Below are 17,388 nucleotides of genomic sequence, written 5' to 3'. Positions count from 1 at the left end.
CTCGTCAATAAATTCGACTTTAAATAAGGAAAACAAGCATGTCTTTAATGATTACGGATGAGTGTATTGCGTGTGATGCGTGTCGCGATGAGTGTCCAAATGGAGCAATTGAGGAATCCGATCCTATTTATATTATTGATCCTGATGTCTGTACAGAATGTGTAGGTCACTACGATGAGCCTGCTTGTATCTCTGTGTGCCCAGTAGAGTGCATCGTTCCAGATCCTGACAACATTGAAAGCGTTGAAGAGTTAAAGCTTAAATACGAACAACTTAACAACGAAAATTAATGTCAAAACGAACAGCCATTATTGATATAGGATCTAATTCTGCGAGAATGGCGATCTTTGAAAAGAGTAGTCGGTTCGCATTTCATCTTATCAATGAAACAAAAAGTCGCGTACGAATTGGTGAAGGTGCCTATAACTTTGGTGGTGTTTTACAAGAGCCTGCACTGAAACGTGCATTTACAACACTTGAAGAGTTTGGACATATTATTAAAGGTCTGAAATGCAATAAAGTGCTCTGTATTGCAACATCTGCACTGAGAGATGCCCCCAATGCAAATACTTTCATTAATAAAATTCATAATGATCTCAATATTAACATCAAAATTATTGAAGGAACGAAAGAAGCCTATTATGGTGCTGTAGGAGCTCTTAATTATCTCAAAGAGATTCAAGAAGCAGTAACCATTGACATTGGTGGAGGCTCAACAGAGCTTGCTAAAATTGAGAATGGTATGATAGTAGAAACCATCTCACTCAATATTGGAACAGTGAGGCTCAAAGAGCTCTTTTTTGATAAAAAAATACCACTAGAGCAGATTCGTTCTTTTATCAATCATGAGATAGAGAAAATCCCTGAGCGTTTTACATGTAATGATATGATTGGCATTGGTGGAACACTCCGATCACTTTCTAAAATCATTATGGAGCGTACAAACTACCCCCTTAAAACTGTGCATGGCTTTGAATATGAGATAGCATTCCATTCCTCTTTTGTTGATTCAATTGTAAGCTCTGATGTCCTTGGACTTAAAAATCTAGGCGTGCGTAAAGATCGTTATGATACCATGCGTGAAGGATGTATTATCTTTCAATCTATCTTTCAAAAACTCTTGACGAAAAAGATCATTACCAGTGGTGCAGGGGTGAGAGAAGGTGCTTATTTATGTGATCTCTTGCGCTCAAACCACCATAAATTCAATCCTAATTTTAAATTGAGTCTTAGAAGCTTTAAAGATCGTTTTTCAATGATGGAAGAGGACAATCTTTATATTAAAAGAGTTGCATCTCTTCTTTTTGATACGCTTTCTCCTTTACATACTATTCCCGAGAAATATAAGTGCGAACTTGGTGTTGCTGCTGAGCTTTATAATATTGGCACCAAACTAGGCTTTTATCAAAATCATTTGCATAGTTTTTACTTTATACTCAATAACCTTAACTATGGTTTTTCGCACGAGCAAAAAATACTCATTGCAATGTTAATTAAATATCATGTCAATAAACTTCCTAGCGAAGAAGATATGACCCTTTACAAAGCACTCTTGCCTGATATACAAACCTTGCAATGGTTGAGCTTTATCCTCTCATTGGCAAAAGCGATTAATAGTGATATGAGTCGAAGTCCAATAATTTTTAGCTATCAAAATCATACACTTACCATTCAAGCAGAGAAGAAACTCTTCTTAGCTCGTGATCAAATTAAACAGCTGATCAAACCAGCTTCTTTTGCGATTATTATTAAATAGAGAAGATTCTTAAAGAGAAATGAAGATTGAAGAGGAGTTAAACTCCTCTTCTTGAATATTAGAATTTTTGTCCGATGGTAAATTCAAATGAAGCTTTTTTGTCGCCTGTTTCTGTCATTACTGGCTGAGAAAAAATTAATCCAATAGGTCCCAGTGGTGAGATCCATTCGAGTGCAACACCCGTGCCACCACGTTTAATATCAAGATTATCATCGCCAATCATACCATAGTCAAAGAAGAATGCTCCACGCATCTTCATACGTTCGACCAGTGGAAAACTTGCCTCTACCGAGTTAACAAGCATAGTATTACCACCGATTAAGATATTCGTACCATTGAGTTTTGGAGAAAGTGAGTTTGATTCATAACCACGAACTGTTCTAACACCACCCATATAATATTTTTCGCCATAAGAGTATTTTTCATCGGCTGAATTCATGGAAAGATATTTAAATTGTGCTTTATAACGTAAAATAAGATCATAATCAATAAGATCTTGCATGCCATAGTATGTTGCGAATTTATTGACACTGCTCACAAATTTCTCATCACCACCCAATCCTGCAATCTCTAAGCTAGTGCTAGCTGAAATGCCACTTCGTGGAAGATAGTAATCATCTGTATTGTTAAAAGAAAGTCCTGGAACAATAGAGCTTTTTATCGTTGTTTCATCTGTCCATAATGTACCTTTATAAGGCTGAAGTTCACTGGTAAGATTTGAAAGTTTGGATTGTTGAATAATATACCCTAAAGAAGTACTCCAATTTCGAGCAATTTTACGTCCTAATGCAACATTGATACCATATTTTTTTTCATCGTAATAGTAATAATTATTATCCGCACCATAGATTCTACCACTTAAACTATACACAGAGTCAAAAAGACGAGGATTAGTTAAGGAAATTGCACCATTAAGCTCACTATCAGATCTCTCAATATCAATACCAGCTCTTAGTCCAGAACCAAAGATATTACCATCCGAAACGCTAGCACTTAAAAGAACTCCATCGGACGAACCATAACCAATACCTCCACCAATTGAACCTGTAGAAGCCTCTTTGACATTGACAACAATATCCATTGAGTTTTTACTTAAACGCTCTTCTTTAATTTCAACATCTTCAAAATAACCTGTTCGTTTGAGTGCACTTTTCGTATCGGTAACATCTGTTCTGCTGTAAAGATCATTATTTGCTAGATAAATTTCACGTCTGACAACTCTATCAATTGTTCGGCTATTTCCAGCAATTCGAACATTGTTAATATAAACTTTTTCACCAGGCATTACACGATAGGTGATATTTGCAATATGCGTTTTTTTATCATTTTTGACATCAGGAACAATCTTAACAAATGCATACCCTTGATCCGCAACTTTTGTCTCAATCAGTGTCATATCTTTACGTAATTTTGCTACGTTAAAGACTTTCCCATTTTGAAGATTCATCTCTTTGATAACTTCATTCGTATCAAAAAAACCCTCTGGAATTTCTATAGCAACAGTTCCCACTTTATACTGTTCGCCTTCACTAATGCTGTAAACAAGATCTGCAGTATAACTATCTAAGTAGGTTTTTAAAAACGGCTGACTGACTTCACAGTCAAGATAACCTTTTTGCATATAAGTATCTTTAATACGTGCAGAGTCATGCTCTAAATCAGTTGTTTTAAGCTTTCCATCATTAAAACCAAACATCCATGGCAACCACTCTTCAGACTTATTAGCGATATTTGGCTCAACATCATCATAGTCAAGCGCTTTAGAGCCACACAAAGTGACCTTTTTAATAACAACGTTCTCACCACGATTGATCACAAAATCTAGTGACATGGAAAGTTTTTCGTTTAAAGGTGTAGTTTTAATCTCTACTATAGTGTCAAAATAACCTTTATCTTCATAAAATTTGATGATTTTTAGCTTAGAGAGTTCTGCTTTCTCAGCATCATAAACTTCGCCTTTTTTTACACCTGCAAGTTTATTCATTTCATCTTTATCATTGTCGCTAATGCCTAAAAAATCAACTTTAGCAATAACAGGCTTCTCTTTTACATGAACTACTAAAGCACCCTCGCCGACTTCTTCGATCCAAACGTCTTCAAAATAGTTCTGTTTGTAAAGCGTTTTAACCGCTTTATCGATTTTTTCCATATCGACAGAGTCACCAGCTCTCATATCGATCATCTCCGAAGCCATCTCTGGTGAAAGATGGATTAAACCATCAAACTGAAGGCTTTTTAACGGAGCCGCATACAATGTAGTTGCGACAACAAGAGACAACGCAGTTATTTTTTTCATACTGATCAGCCCTAAAATTTATTTTTTTAGATATTTTGAATATAATACCATCTCTAGAATTAAGTGCCTATTAAACCCATAAAATGGCTATTGTTTGGTACTCTAAAGATGCGTAATTAAAGGAGTTTTAATGGTTATTGGTATTGTTGGCTTAGGTTTGATGGGAGGCTCATTAGGATTAGCGCTTCAAAATACAAAATTGGTCTCTAAAATTGTTGGCTTTGACCACAACTTAAGTCACTGCGAAGAAGCATTAAAGCTCAATCTTGTCCATGATATTGTCTCTTTTGCTGAAATTAAAACCTGTGATGTTATTTTCCTTGCCATTCCTGTTGGAGGCATTATCAAAGCACTCCAAGATCTTAAAGATGTACGTGACACAACAACAATCATTGATTTAGGAAGTACCAAAGCAGAAATTGTGGCTTCCGTACCTGAATCGATTCGTTCTAATTTTATTGCCGCCCACCCTATGACTGGTACTGAAAAATTTGGACCAAGTGCGGCTATTCAAAATCTCTATCATGACAAAGTGGTTGTTTTATGCGATACCGATAACAGTAATGACCTACATAAAAACCGAGCGATTCAGATGTTCTCTCACATTGGTATGAAAATCGTCTTTATGGATCCCATTTCGCATGATGCTCATGCTTCATTTATCTCACACCTTCCCCATGTGATTAGTTATGCACTCGCAAACAGCGTTATGGGACAAGAAGATCCAAAAAGTATTTTAGCCCTTGCAGCAGGTGGTTTTAAAGATATGAGCCGCGTTGCTAAAAGCTCGCCTCAAATGTGGTCAGATATTTTCAGACAAAATAAAAACAATCTTTTAAGTTCCATTGATGTTTTTGAACAAGAGCTAGCAAAATCAAAGAGGATGATTGAAGAAGAAGACTGGAAAGGCCTTGAAGCGTGGATGAGTAAAGCCACAACCTTACACAAAATTCTCTAAAAGTAATTTACATGTAAGCTTTTCTAAGTTTACATGTAAAGATTAATTGCCGCCAAATCTGACAAGCCCACTTGCCCAAGTAAAACCACCACCAAAAGCATCTAAGAGCATTAGATCACCTTTTTTAATGCGACCTTCTTCATAAGCATCATTGATAGCCATTGGGATTGAAGCTGCTGATGTATTGCCATATTTTGCAACCGTTAAAATGGTCTTTTCAATAGGAAAATCAAGCTTTGCGCGTACTGCTTCAATAATTCTAAGGTTTGCTTGATGCGGTATAAAATGATCAATCTGTGCAGCTGTTATGTTATTGTTTTCTAAAATATCAATTACATCGTTTGTTAAAGTTTTAACAGCCACTTTATAAACTTCATTGCCTTGCATTTTAATGTAATTGAGTTTATTATCAAGCGTTTCTTGTGAACATGGGTATTTTGAGCCACAGCCTGGGGTAATGAGAAGATCGCCATAACGACCATCGGCAGATGCATGAATATCTATAATAGCTTCATTTTTATCTTCTGTTGCACCAATAATCGCGGCACCTGCACCATCACCAAAAAGAATACATGTACCTCTATCGGTATAATCGACGAGACTACTAATTTTTTCAGCACCAATTAAAAGGATATTTTTTTTAGCACCTGATTCAATAAATGCTTTTGCTATAGAGAGCATATAAACAAATCCACTACATGCTGCACTAATATCAAAGGCCATCACATCACTAATACCTAGTTTCCCAGCAATAACACACGCGGTAGAGGGCATACAAAGATAATCTGGAGAGAGTGTTGCACAGATGATTAAATCAACTTCTTCTTTATCAATGCCTGCTCGCTCAATTGCCAGAAGCGCTGCTTTCACACCTAGATCACTTGTTGCTTCTTCATCAGATGCAATACGTCGCTCTTTAATACCTGTACGCTTTTCAATCCACTCATCCGTAGTCTCAACCATTTTTTCAAGATCAGTATTGCTGAGAATACGAGAAGGAGCATAACCTCCAATAGATTTTAAAGATGCGTACACGTTCGTCCTTTATTGCTCTAAGAGCACTAATTTTTGCTCAATATCAGCATTGATACTAGAACTTGAAAAATTAATTGCTTGAAAAATAGCATTTTTAACTGCTTTTGCATTACTTTTACCATGGCCTATAATCGCACAGCCATTAATACCAATCAACGGTGCACCACCGTATTCTGCATAGTCAACTTGTTTTTTAAGCACCGTAAATACTTTACGCATCAAAACCGCTCCAGCAATAGCTAAAGGTGAGCGTCGTACGTTTTGTTTGATAATTTTCGTAATAGAATCTGCAACGCCTTCACTGGCTTTGAGTAAAATATTTCCTACAAAACCATCACACACAATAACATCGACGGAACCATCAAACACATTGTTGCCTTCAACATTTCCCACAAAACTCTCAAGTTTTTTAAGTGTTTCAAATGCCTCTTTGGTTGTCTCGTTACCTTTACTCTCTTCTTCGCCATTTGAAAGTAATCCAACTTTAGGCTTGGCAATCTTCAAAACATCTTTCGCATACGCTTCGCCCATAATAGCAAATTGTGCTAAATGTTCTGCTTTGCAGTCCACATTGGCACCTACATCTAATACAAGACTCAGTTTACCTTGCACAGCAGTTGGCATAATAGTGGCAATTGCAGGGCGTAAAACACCCTTAAGTCTTCCAATACGTAGTGTTGCTAAACTCATTGTAGCACCACTATGTCCCATAGAAACTACAGCATCTGCCGTCTTATCTTTAACAAGATCAACCGCTTTATAGATTGATGTCTCTTTGCGTTTAAGAGCGTTAGTTGCTGCTTCGTGCATGTCTAAAACATCGGTTGCTTCAACAAATGAGACTCTGTTTAAATATTCATTAGGGATAAGAGGTTTGAGAACGCTAACGTCCCCTACAAGAAGTGCTTTAAATTGGCGCTCTTTAAGCGCATGAAGGGTTCCTTCAACAATTGGAGAGGGACCAAAGTCCCCTCCCATCGCATCAATTGCTATGGTTAGCATTTAGTTTTTATATTCGCCTGTTGTTTTGTTCACTCTATGAGGCATTTTCCATGTTCCATCACTATCTTTAACAGGCATAGGAAGAGTTACTTTATAATGTGTTCTTCTTTTTGCGCCTCTGGTTTTGCTCACGCGTCTCTTAGGTACAGCCATTTTATTCTCCTTTTAGTTGTTCACATTGTCCACAATAGTGGTAATCACTTTTGAAAGCTTCGATTTCACTTTGAAGCATTGTATCAATATCAATCGAACCATCAAAAAATTCTATTACATTTAAAAGTTCTTCGCCTTCGTTATCTTCATAAAGACCTTCACTAGCAAAAACTTCAACACGCTCGTTAACCATTAACTTAAAACTTTCAGCACACCTGTCACATAGATGAGGAAGATTCCCTTCCATAACACCTGTGCATTTTACCATTGTCTTACTTGTCTTTATAGCTTCACCGAAAAATCTAATATCGCCTAAAGATGTTTCAAAATGAATCCCATTAGCGGGAATTTTTTTGAATTCTATATTCATTGGAATTAGAGAATTTCTCTTCTTGCAAAAAAGAAATCAATCTCAATTTTTGCATTCTCTAAGCTATCGCTACCATGTACTGCATTAGCATCAATACTGTCAGCAAAATCTGCTCTGATAGTACCTTTTGCTGCTTCTTTAGGATTGGTAGCACCCATAAGGTCACGATTTTTAAGAACTGCATTTTCGCCTTCTAAAACCATAACCACAACTGGTCCACTAATCATAAATTTAACAAGATCGCCAAAGAATGGTCTACTTGCATGAACTGCATAAAAAGCTTCAGCATCAGCTTGGCTGAGTTGTACTTTCTTCATCGCCGCAATTTTTAACCCATTTGATTCAAATCTGTCAACAATTTTACCAATAACATTTTTCGCTACTGCATCTGGTTTAATAATGGATAATGTGCTTTCCACAATCTTCTCCTATAATATAATTGAATTTCATAACTTTGTAGGGAATTAGAACGTGGGAGTATAGCAGAATTTTTTTTTAATATCAATTAAACTGTGTTTTAAACTCTAGAAACAAAAGAGAGCAAGCCCTCTTTTGTTCTTATGATTAACTATTCAGCACAAGGCGTTGTGCCTTTTCTCATATCTGCACTGATTTCATCACGGCTTGGTTGTCCAGCATATGGTGCATCCCATACGATACATCCCTCAGTTGGGCAAGCTTCTGCACACGCAGGCGCATCATGATGACCAACACACTCAACACATTTGTCAGCGTAGACATAATAAATATCTGCACCTGTTGGGTTATCACTATCATCTACAATTGCTTCTACTGGGCACTCATCAATACAGGCGCCACATGCAATACAAATATCAGTAATTTTTACTGCCATAATTTCTCCTTACTCGGTATTTTTTACTAACAAAAAACTATATCGAAACTAAATTAAAATTGATATTAAACCCAAGTTGCTAGTTAAAAAGCAGTAAATGGTTTAATTTAGCTAATTCAAACCCTAACCTTCTTTTTGAAGCAAGATATCTTAAAATTAAGACTGTAGCTTACAAGAGCTATTTATGTCTATACGCCACCCAACAGTTATATTAATCTTTCTTCATCTCTTTAATTCTTGACGTTTATCTCTCTTGTATAACGTCTTAAAAGGTATATTTTCATGTTATAATTAAATTATATTTTAGTTTGGAGACATTTCATGAATTCTATTGCGAAAAAAGTAACAATTTTACAAGTTTTAATTGTTTCTTTTTCAATTTTTGCTTTTATTTTTTATATCAATTTTTATCTTAGTGGCTATATCAAAGAAGAAACAGAACAAAAAATAACGGGGAATCTAACAGGGTTAGAGCAAACTGTCAAAGTTTACAACAGTGCACTCGAAGATACCGCTATTAAACTTTTTACTGTTTTTGAATCAGAATTTAGTAAGTTTCATATTAATTCTAATGAAAAAATCAAAGTAAACGGTGTGGATACACCTTTACTTACAACAGATGATTATACGCTTAATAATAACTTCCTTAAAGTGGATGCTTTTACGAATCTAACAAATGCCGTCGCTACCATTTTTGTGCTAAGTGGTGATGATTTTATTCGCGTTTCAACTTCTCTTAAAAAAGAAGACAAATCACGTGCGATGGGAACTTTTTTAGGAAAGAACAGCCCTGCCTATGAATCTATTATGAAAAAACAAAAATACATTGGCAATGCAAGACTTTTTGGTGAAGATTATATTACGGTTTACTCACCTATTCTTCAAGATAATAAAGTAATAGGTATTTTATTTATTGGTTACAACTTTACACAAGGTCTTCAAGCATTAGAAACACAAATTAACAGTATGAAGCTTGGTGATAATGGTTATTTTTATGCCATGAATAGTAAAAGCGAATCCTATGACGTACATCCTAAAACAGATGGCGCTAAAATTTCTTCTGAACTTGATAAAAAAATTCTCACTCAAAAAAATGGCATGCTTCATGTTAACGAAGAAGGTGAAGCTAAAATTTTAAGTTTTAAAGCCTTTGATAAATGGAATTGGATATTGGTTGCAAAAGCAAATGAGAAAGATTTTCAAGCGGCTAATGATAAACTAAGAAACAATCTGATCATTACCTCTTTAATCATGACGCTTATTATTGTCGTCATTATTTGGATTATCATTAATCAAATCATCACAAAACCACTTAATAATCTTATCGAAAAAGCAAAAGATCTTTCCAGTGGTGATGGCGATCTTACTCGCCATTTAGAAATCAAGGGAAATGACGAAATTGCACAGGCAAGTGAGCAGATCAATAACTTTATTGAAAAAGTACGTATTTTAATCTGTAATGCAAAATCACTTTCAAGTGAGAACTCTTCTATTTCACATGAGCTCTCTACAACTTCATTGCAAGTTGGTAAGCTGGTTGAGAAATCATCTGCCATTGTTCTGGATACAACTAACCAAGCCAACCGTGTACGCGGAGATATGAGTATCTCTATCGATCAAGCAAAAAATAGTAAAAATGATATGATTAATGCTAACAATGCACTTCAATCAGCCAGCAATGCTGTAGGTTCGTTGACTGAAGAAATTCAAAAAAGTTCTGCAACAGAAATTGAACTTGCACAAAAACTGAATCAGCTCAGTACGGATGCAGAACAAGTCAGAAGTGTTCTTACGGTCATTAGTGATATCGCCGATCAAACCAATCTTTTAGCCCTTAATGCCGCTATTGAAGCAGCACGCGCAGGAGAACATGGACGTGGATTTGCTGTTGTGGCAGATGAAGTACGTAAACTTGCTGAGCGTACCCAAAAAAGCCTTATTGAAATCAATGCTACCATTAATGTTATTGTTCAGTCGATTGTTAATTCTAGTGAACAAATGAGCCATAATTCACAAAAAGTCGAAGAATTAGCAAACACTGCCCAAAAAGTTGAGAACAGCCTTCAAGAAAGTTTTAGGATCATCAATGAAGTGACTAAAATCACAGAAAGCACTGTTAATAGTTATCTTCAAACAGGTGATGAAATTGAAATTATTATTACAAAAATCAGTGAAATCAACAAAATATCAGTTGAAAATAGTCGTAGTGTTGAAGAAATTGCAGGGGCTGCTGAGCATCTAAGCCGCATGACTGAGAACCTTAACCACAAGCTTGGTGAATTTAGAACTTAACTTAGATTTAACCTTATTGGACTAAACTAGTCTTATTGATTAAAAGAGTTTTTTATATTTAATTGTATAATTTCCGTATCAATAAAAATTCTCAATTAAAGGATAATTATGTTAGTAACCAATAAGGCTCCAAATTTTACAGCGACTGCAGTACTCGGTGACAATCAAATTGTCGATAATTTCAATCTATACGAAAATTTCGGGACGAAGGGCACAGTTTTATTCTTCTATCCATTAGATTTCACATTTGTATGTCCATCTGAGATCATTGCTTTTGATAAAAGATTAGAAGAGTTTAAAAATCGTGGCATCAATGTTATTGGTGTATCTATAGATTCACAATTTTCACACTTTGCATGGAAGAACACTCCCGTTAATCAAGGTGGAATTGGTCAAGTAAGATTCCCATTAGTTGCCGATATTACTAAACAAATCTCTCGTGATTATGATGTACTTTTCAAAGAAGGTGTAGCACTCCGTGGCTCATTCTTGATTGATCAAGATGGTACGGTAAGACATGCAGTTATCAATGATTTACCACTTGGAAGAAACATTGATGAAATGCTAAGAATGATTGATACAATGCTCTTTACCAATGAATACGGTGAAGTCTGCCCAGCTGGCTGGCAAAAAGGCGATAAAGGTATGACGGCAAGCACCGAGGGTGTTGCTGACTATCTAGCGCATAACTCAGATAAACTTTAATATACACTACGCGTAAGATAAGAGAGGTTACCTCTCTTATCCTCCCTCCTAAAGACTAGCTATTTTTTTGACATACTGCACATGATTCAACACTTGCAATAATATCCATACGATCAATTTTAACGCTCTTTGCATGCTCTAATGTTGTTTGATAGTCAAATAAACTTTGATCATAATCAACATCCTCAAGAGTACCACATTTTCGACAAATTAGATGGATATGTGGTTTTGAGTAGATGTCATAACGCATCTTTCCTTCAGTTGTATTAACTTCTATAACCACACCCTTTTCTTTCAATGTTGCCAAATTTTTATAAACTGTTGCCAAAGACATCGATGGATTTTCTTTTCTGAGTGCTTCGTAAAGATCATCAATGGTAGGATGCATCTTTTTACCTAATTCTTTGAGAACTGAAATTCTTTGAGGTGTGGCCTTAAGCTCTTTGGTTTTAAGAAGAGTAATAAAATCATTCATCATAAACCCTTTTCATATAATATTTTCTGAATGATTCCATATTTCACATCAATTTGTCTGAAAATAAATTAACTAATATTTTTTACTAATTAATAGACTTCTTTTAAAATGATTTCGGCTAATTGCTCAGTACTAATTCCCAGTCTTTTTTCAATTAAATGTGTCGCTCCATGCGTTATAAACGCATCATCGTATTCAAACGTTTTAATCTTTACATGTAAAGTATATTTCTCTTTAAATGTCATCAGTAATGAACCCACACCGCCTATTTTTGCGCTATCACTAAAGACATACCATTGTTCATACTCTTGTGCTAGCGAAATCAATAAAGGCTCATCCAAAGGCTTCACAAAACGTAGATCTACAATCGCAACATCAATGCCTTGTTCTGCCAATAATTTTGCTGTTTCAATAGCTTTACCCACACCACTACCATAACCTAAGAGTAAAACACTACTTTGCCCTTCTTGGAGCAGTTGGGCTTTTCCGTATTCAAAAGGTGTCGATTCAAAACGCTCACACTCTAAAAAAGCGCCTCTTGGATAACGGATTGCTAAAGGTCCTTTGTGCGTATAAGAATAGTGAATCGCTGCATGCATCCCTCTTTCATCACGAGGAGCCATGAGTGTCATGTGTGGAACAGCACTAAGATACGAAATATCAAAAACTCCTTGGTGTGTTTCTCCATCTTCACCCACAATACCTGCGCGATCAATTGCAAAAACAACATCCAGATTCATAATACAAGCATCATGAATCACTTGATCATAGGCTCTCTGTAAAAAAGTGGAATAGATGGTTATATAAGGTTTAAAGCCCTCTTTTGCCATTGCACACATAGATGTAACAGCGTGTTGCTCAGCAATCGCAACATCCCAAAAACGGTTAGGATACGCCTGAATGAGTGGACTAAGTCCTGTACCGCTTGGCATGGCAGCAGTGACGCCCACAACATTATCATGTGTTTTGGCTAATGTCATCAAAGCTTCTGAGTACATCGTTGTCGCATTTTTGCTAACACCTTTTTTAATTGCCTCGCCGCTAGCAACGTCAAAAGGGCCCACGCCATGCCATTTTTCATAGTATCCCTCTGCCATCTCATACCCTTTACCCTTAAGGGTTTGTGCGTGTACAATGACAGGTTTTTTAAGACTGCGTGCTGATTGGAGTGCCCGAATAAGGCTTTCTAAATCATGTCCATCAATCGGTCCAATATAATCAATGCCTAACTCTTCAAATAGCATACCTGGCGTAATAAGTTTGATACTTTCTTCAAATTTCTTTGCCATATACGTGGCACTCTCTGGCAAATACTGCAAAATTTGCTCGGTTATTTTTTTTATTTTTTGATAAAAGGTACCTGCCATGGCACTGGAAAGAAATTTACTGATTGCACCAATAGGTTTTGATATACTCATTTTATTGTCGTTCAGGATAATAACAACAGGGTATCTACGGTCGCCCAATTCATTTAGCGCCTCATAAACCATACCTGCACTTAAAGAACCATCACCAATAAGCGCTACAGGAACGCGTTTCGACTGCTCATTTTTAAGTGCTATAGCTTTTGCAGCACCTACGGCTAGAGAAATAGATGTTGAGCTGTGACCTGCCACAAAGTAGTCATACGGTGATTCATCAGGTCTTGTGTATCCACTGATACCATCGAGTTCACGTAAAGTATCAAATTTTTCCCAACGATCCGTAATGAGTTTATGCGTATATGCTTGATGGCTCACATCAAAGATAAAAGGATCATTTTGGACATCAAAGACATAATGCATTGCAACGATAAGCTCTACTGCGCCTACATTGCTACTTAGATGGCCTCCATTATGACTAACTGTCTGAATGATTTTTTGCCTAATCTGATCACAATATTCATTTAATTCTTCAATAGAACATTCTCGTAATTTTTTCATGTCTTCCAGTACTTCTTAGTTTTCTTGTAATAGATATTTGACTTTTTCTAAACGCATTGCTAAATTGCCATCCAAATTCCCAACATCACTTAGAATGACAACACCCCCTAGCGTAATAGCATCATCTGAGGTCACTTTGATCTTTTCGTCTTCGGCATAAAGCTCTTTGAGTGCATCTAAATCTTTGGGATTAACCTTTAGCTCAATTTTAAGTGCATCTTTCACTTCCTGCAATAAGGCTTTTGAAAGAGATCCTGCAATTTTTGAACTTGACAAGCTCACTTCTTTCTTAATCACCTCTTTGGCAATCTCAAAAGCTGTTACGCTCATATCTGTCTCTAGTTTGGCTAAGCGCTCTTCAATACTTTTGTAAAGTGTATCGACATGCCCGATAGATTTTAAGTAGCGCGACTTCATCTCGGTAACAGCTGATTCAGATTCTTCTTTAGCTTTTTGATACCCTTGAGAATAGGCATTTTCTCTCTCACGTGTCAACTCTTCAGTGAGTCTATTATTAAAATCTTGTTCTTGTTTTTCAATCTGAATTTGAAGCTTGACCACATTAGAAGTAAGTTCATCCGTCTTTTTGAGCAACTCTTCAATAAATTGATTTTGTGTGCCTTCTTCAATGCGTGCGATATTGATAATTTCATCATTGACAGGCTTTGTTTCAGTCTCATACATGCTCTCAGATGCATAAGCATCATTTACATGTAAAGCTGTAGGCATCTCTGCTAAATTGGAGCCCAATACTTTAAACCGATAGCTCTGTACGGAGTGATCTTCCACTCTATCTTTATCAATAATATTATCTGACATGTTAACCTATCATCTCTTCCGCTTCGCCAATTTGGAGAATGCCTTGTTCTGAAAGTTTTTGAACCTCTTCAACAATCTTTCGTTGAGACTCTTCCACATCTTTCACACGTACTGCACCTAAGAAGTTCATCTCTTCGACAAATGCTTCTTGCGCACGCTGAGACATGTTATCAAAGAACTTTCGTCTTAGATCTTCTGCTGAACCTTTAAGGGCGACCATGAGATCTCTTTTATCAGCCACTTTGAGAATTTCACGTACAGCATTACCATCGAGTTTCATAATATCTTCAAATGTAAACATCATATCTTTTATAACAGAAGCGAGTTTTTCATCGGCTTGTTCAATATAGGCAATCGTTGTTTTAGAAGCTTTTTGACCTAAACGATTGAGAATTTCAGCAACGGCTCTTGGTCCACCAACCTCAACTTTATACGATGTCAATGATTCAAGTTTATTTTCTAAAACAGCAGAGACTCTCTTAACAACGGAAGGCGAAATCTCACCAAGATTTGCCATTCTGATGGTCACTTCACTTCTAAGCTGATCTGGGAAAAAAGAGAGCGTTTCAGCAGCACTGGTTGGATCCATATGCGCTAAAATCAAAGCAACTGTTTGTGGGTGTTCATTCATAATAAAGTCGCCCAATTGTTGTGGCTTGATCTGGGACAAATAACCAAAACTTTGCGAGTTTTCCATCGATTTTGAGAGTTTATCAAGGATCTTTTGTGCACCCTCTGCTCCAAAAGTACGGTATAAGATCTCTTTGGCATACTCCATACCACCGCTTCGGATGTACTGGTTTGATTGTAAAATGACATAAAATTCTTCTAAAACAGCGTTGGCGACAGCTTTATCAATATTTTTTGCCGTCGCAATAAATTTGGAAATATCCGTTACAACGTCTATCTCCATATGAGAAAAAAGATTGGCTGTTGCATCTTCACCTAACTGAATAAGTAATATTGCAGCTTTTTCAGCCATAGTAAGTTCATTGTAAAGGGTTTTTTGATCTTCTGTTAATTTCATTATCCAAGGTCCTTAGGACTATTTTTATCGTAATCACCTTCATTACGAATCATAGACTGTAAAAGTCCTGCAAATTCTTCACTTTTTTGATCTGCTATATGTTTGAGCTTCTCAAGCAATACATCGTATTTAAGTGCTTCCTCATTAAAGTCTTGACCAATGCCCAACTGGTCTTCCACTTTTTTACGGGCTTGTCTAAACTTCTCTAACGTATCTTCAGCACCATCTTCTTCATTTGTAAGAATAGGCTCAACTTCATCTTCAAAATCATCCAATTTGGTTTCCACCATTTTTTGGCTGAAAGGAATAATAACTTTTTTATAAAAGATAAAGAGTAAAATACCCACAATCACATATTTCAAAAGTGGAACCAATGGTCCAAGGTAGTTAGAAGCTTTTTCCATCAAATCTTTCGTCGGGGCGCGTGTACCGTCACTTGAAAGTGGCTTGAACTCAAAATTGCTGACGGTAACTTCATCCCCTCTGGTCTGATTATAGCCTACCGTTTGGCGTACGACATCACGAATGCCATCCATCTGCTCTTTGCTCAACGAAAAATACTCTAATTCGCTTTTTTTCTTACCATCGCTGTCTACACCATATTTGTAAACACCATCAACAACAACCGCTGCAGTGAGACGCTTAATTTTTGCAAACTCATCTTTAGAGTTAACTACTTTTTTAGAAATTTCATAATTTGTTGTCGTTGAGCTTTTTTGGTATGTTTCACCTTTTTTATTACTCTCTAAACCTTGTACAGGACCTATATTGCTAATGGCACCCGGTACGCCACCAACATCTTGAGGCTCTTTGCCTTCACGTTTCTCTTCAACACTCTGCTCACTTCGAGGAACGGAATTTGGATCATACGTTTCACTGACATAATCTTGTTGAGAAAAATCAAAATCAATCGTGACTTTCGCATTGACTTTGTCGACACCACCAATAACAGGTGCTAGTACATTGATAATCTTTTGTTCAACATTGTGCTCAAACTCTTTCTTATAACGCATCTGGCTTTTAACCAGTTCACCTTGAAAAATATTGCTCTGCTCATCACCTAAAGGTTCACCATCTTGATTAACAACGGAGACATTCTCAACCGTCAAGTTGGAAACAGAAGCGGCGACAAGATTTTTGATACCTATGATTTGCTTTACAGAGAGATTCATACTTGGGCGAATATTAAGAACGATTGAAGCTGTTGGAGCTACTTGTTTTTGCGCAAATACAGTCTCTTTTGGAATGGCAATATGCACACTCGCATTAGCGATCGGTCCTAAACTCTCAACAGTACGGGCTAATTCGCCCTCTAAGGCTCTAATATATTTAATTTTTTGTTCAAAATCGGTAGCACCAAACTCGGTCTTATCAAAAATTTCAAAACCAACTTTGCTATTTTTTGGAATTCCAAGCGCTGCAATAGAAATACGTTGTTTATGCACCACATCACTCGGCACTGCAATCGTACCTTCATTGAGTATTTTATAAGGAACTTTCTCTTTTTCAAGTTGCTGAATAATCAGCGCAGAATCACCAGCCGTTGTGTTTTCAAATAAAACACTGTAGCCATTACCTTTTGAGTTTGCATTTTTGTAGAGCGTCAGAAACACTAAAAATCCGATAAGGACAACAATGGATACTGCTGCCACTATCTTTTGACGCAAGGTCAGATTTTGTATAAGTGTTGCTATTTGATTTAAAAGTGTTCTAAGCTCCATATGT

17 protein-coding genes are annotated in these 17,388 nt (G+C 36.5%); 5 read left to right on the top strand and 12 right to left on the bottom strand.

The features are described from left to right. The first annotated feature begins 38 nt into the window (after nt 1-38). Together SAR02S_RS01270 and SAR02S_RS01265 are read left to right on the top strand one after the other, a co-directional pair. Nucleotides 39-290, top strand: a complete 252-nt coding sequence (locus SAR02S_RS01270; RefSeq protein WP_041956174.1) for a YfhL family 4Fe-4S dicluster ferredoxin — start codon at nt 39-41, stop codon at nt 288-290. After that, nucleotides 290-1,756 carry a Ppx/GppA phosphatase family protein gene (locus SAR02S_RS01265; RefSeq protein ID WP_041956173.1) on the top strand — a complete coding sequence of 489 codons (1,467 nt, stop codon included), beginning with the start codon at nt 290-292 and terminating at the stop codon, nt 1,754-1,756. The genes SAR02S_RS01270 and SAR02S_RS01265 overlap by 1 nt, the downstream gene beginning before the upstream one ends. A gap of 58 nt (nt 1,757-1,814) precedes the next feature. Here the strand turns inward: SAR02S_RS01265 and bamA are convergent, their stop codons facing one another. Continuing rightward, on the bottom strand, nt 1,815-4,052 hold the full coding sequence (gene bamA / locus SAR02S_RS01260) for an outer membrane protein assembly factor BamA (protein WP_041956172.1): 2,238 nt from the start codon (nt 4,050-4,052) through the stop codon (nt 1,815-1,817). Nucleotides 4,053-4,182: 130 nt separating this feature from the next. Here bamA and SAR02S_RS01255 point away from each other — a divergent pair, with 130 nt between their 5' ends. Further along, a complete protein-coding gene (locus SAR02S_RS01255; RefSeq protein WP_041956170.1) occupies nt 4,183-5,010 on the top strand; it encodes a prephenate dehydrogenase in 828 nt (275 codons plus the stop codon). 42 nt (nt 5,011-5,052) lie between these two features. Here the strand turns inward: SAR02S_RS01255 and SAR02S_RS01250 are convergent, their stop codons facing one another. From SAR02S_RS01250 to SAR02S_RS01225, 6 genes are all read right to left on the bottom strand, one after another. After that, entirely contained in the window at nt 5,053-6,045 is a 993-nt protein-coding gene (locus SAR02S_RS01250) for a beta-ketoacyl-ACP synthase III (protein WP_041956169.1), read from the bottom strand. A gap of 9 nt (nt 6,046-6,054) precedes the next feature. Next, nucleotides 6,055-7,047 carry a phosphate acyltransferase PlsX gene (plsX, locus tag SAR02S_RS01245; protein WP_041956168.1) on the bottom strand — a complete coding sequence of 331 codons (993 nt, stop codon included), beginning with the start codon at nt 7,045-7,047 and terminating at the stop codon, nt 6,055-6,057. Beyond that, a complete protein-coding gene (gene rpmF, locus SAR02S_RS01240; protein WP_041956166.1) occupies nt 7,048-7,200 on the bottom strand; it encodes a 50S ribosomal protein L32 in 153 nt (50 codons plus the stop codon). Nucleotide 7,201: 1 nt separating this feature from the next. Continuing rightward, a complete protein-coding gene (locus SAR02S_RS01235; RefSeq protein ID WP_041956165.1) occupies nt 7,202-7,570 on the bottom strand; it encodes a DNA-binding protein in 369 nt (122 codons plus the stop codon). A gap of 5 nt (nt 7,571-7,575) precedes the next feature. Beyond that, the gene (gene ndk / locus SAR02S_RS01230) at nt 7,576-7,989 is read right to left on the bottom strand and encodes a nucleoside-diphosphate kinase (RefSeq protein WP_041956164.1); all 414 of its coding nucleotides are present in this window, start codon (nt 7,987-7,989) and stop codon (nt 7,576-7,578) included. 149 nt (nt 7,990-8,138) lie between these two features. Next, nucleotides 8,139-8,423 (bottom strand): DUF362 domain-containing protein, encoded by a 285-nt coding sequence (locus tag SAR02S_RS01225; protein ID WP_041956163.1) that lies wholly within the window; start codon nt 8,421-8,423, stop codon nt 8,139-8,141. Nucleotides 8,424-8,744: 321 nt separating this feature from the next. On the opposite strand from SAR02S_RS01225, the gene SAR02S_RS01220 reads away from it, so the two are divergent. Then, complete coding sequence (locus tag SAR02S_RS01220) at nt 8,745-10,715, top strand: methyl-accepting chemotaxis protein (RefSeq protein ID WP_041956162.1); 1,971 nt, start codon at nt 8,745-8,747, stop codon at nt 10,713-10,715. Nucleotides 10,716-10,823: 108 nt separating this feature from the next. Further along, on the top strand, nt 10,824-11,420 hold the full coding sequence (locus SAR02S_RS01215; RefSeq protein ID WP_041956161.1) for a peroxiredoxin: 597 nt from the start codon (nt 10,824-10,826) through the stop codon (nt 11,418-11,420). 55 nt (nt 11,421-11,475) lie between these two features. On the opposite strand, the gene SAR02S_RS01210 is transcribed toward SAR02S_RS01215, so the two are convergent. The 5 genes from SAR02S_RS01210 to fliF all read right to left on the bottom strand — a co-directional run bounded on the left by SAR02S_RS01210 (nt 11,476) and on the right by fliF (nt 17,384). Continuing rightward, a complete protein-coding gene (locus SAR02S_RS01210) occupies nt 11,476-11,895 on the bottom strand; it encodes a Fur family transcriptional regulator (RefSeq protein WP_041956160.1) in 420 nt (139 codons plus the stop codon). Between the two features lie 89 nt (nt 11,896-11,984). Next, nucleotides 11,985-13,817 carry a 1-deoxy-D-xylulose-5-phosphate synthase gene (dxs, locus tag SAR02S_RS01205; protein WP_041956159.1) on the bottom strand — a complete coding sequence of 611 codons (1,833 nt, stop codon included), beginning with the start codon at nt 13,815-13,817 and terminating at the stop codon, nt 11,985-11,987. 15 nt (nt 13,818-13,832) lie between these two features. Continuing rightward, nucleotides 13,833-14,636: a flagellar assembly protein FliH gene (gene fliH / locus SAR02S_RS01200; protein WP_041956158.1), complete on the bottom strand. Its 804-nt coding sequence runs from the start codon at nt 14,634-14,636 to the stop codon at nt 13,833-13,835. Between the two features lies 1 nt (nt 14,637). Then, nucleotides 14,638-15,666 (bottom strand): flagellar motor switch protein FliG, encoded by a 1,029-nt coding sequence (gene fliG / locus SAR02S_RS01195; protein ID WP_041956157.1) that lies wholly within the window; start codon nt 15,664-15,666, stop codon nt 14,638-14,640. Continuing rightward, complete coding sequence (gene fliF / locus SAR02S_RS01190) at nt 15,663-17,384, bottom strand: flagellar basal-body MS-ring/collar protein FliF (protein WP_041956156.1); 1,722 nt, start codon at nt 17,382-17,384, stop codon at nt 15,663-15,665. The genes fliG and fliF overlap by 4 nt, the downstream gene beginning before the upstream one ends. Between the last annotated feature and the right edge of the window lie 4 nt (nt 17,385-17,388).

The organism is Sulfurospirillum arsenophilum NBRC 109478, from assembly GCF_000813345.1.
Classification (GTDB): domain Bacteria; phylum Campylobacterota; class Campylobacteria; order Campylobacterales; family Sulfurospirillaceae; genus Sulfurospirillum; species Sulfurospirillum arsenophilum.
This window is presented reverse-complemented; position numbering and strand designations above follow the sequence as displayed.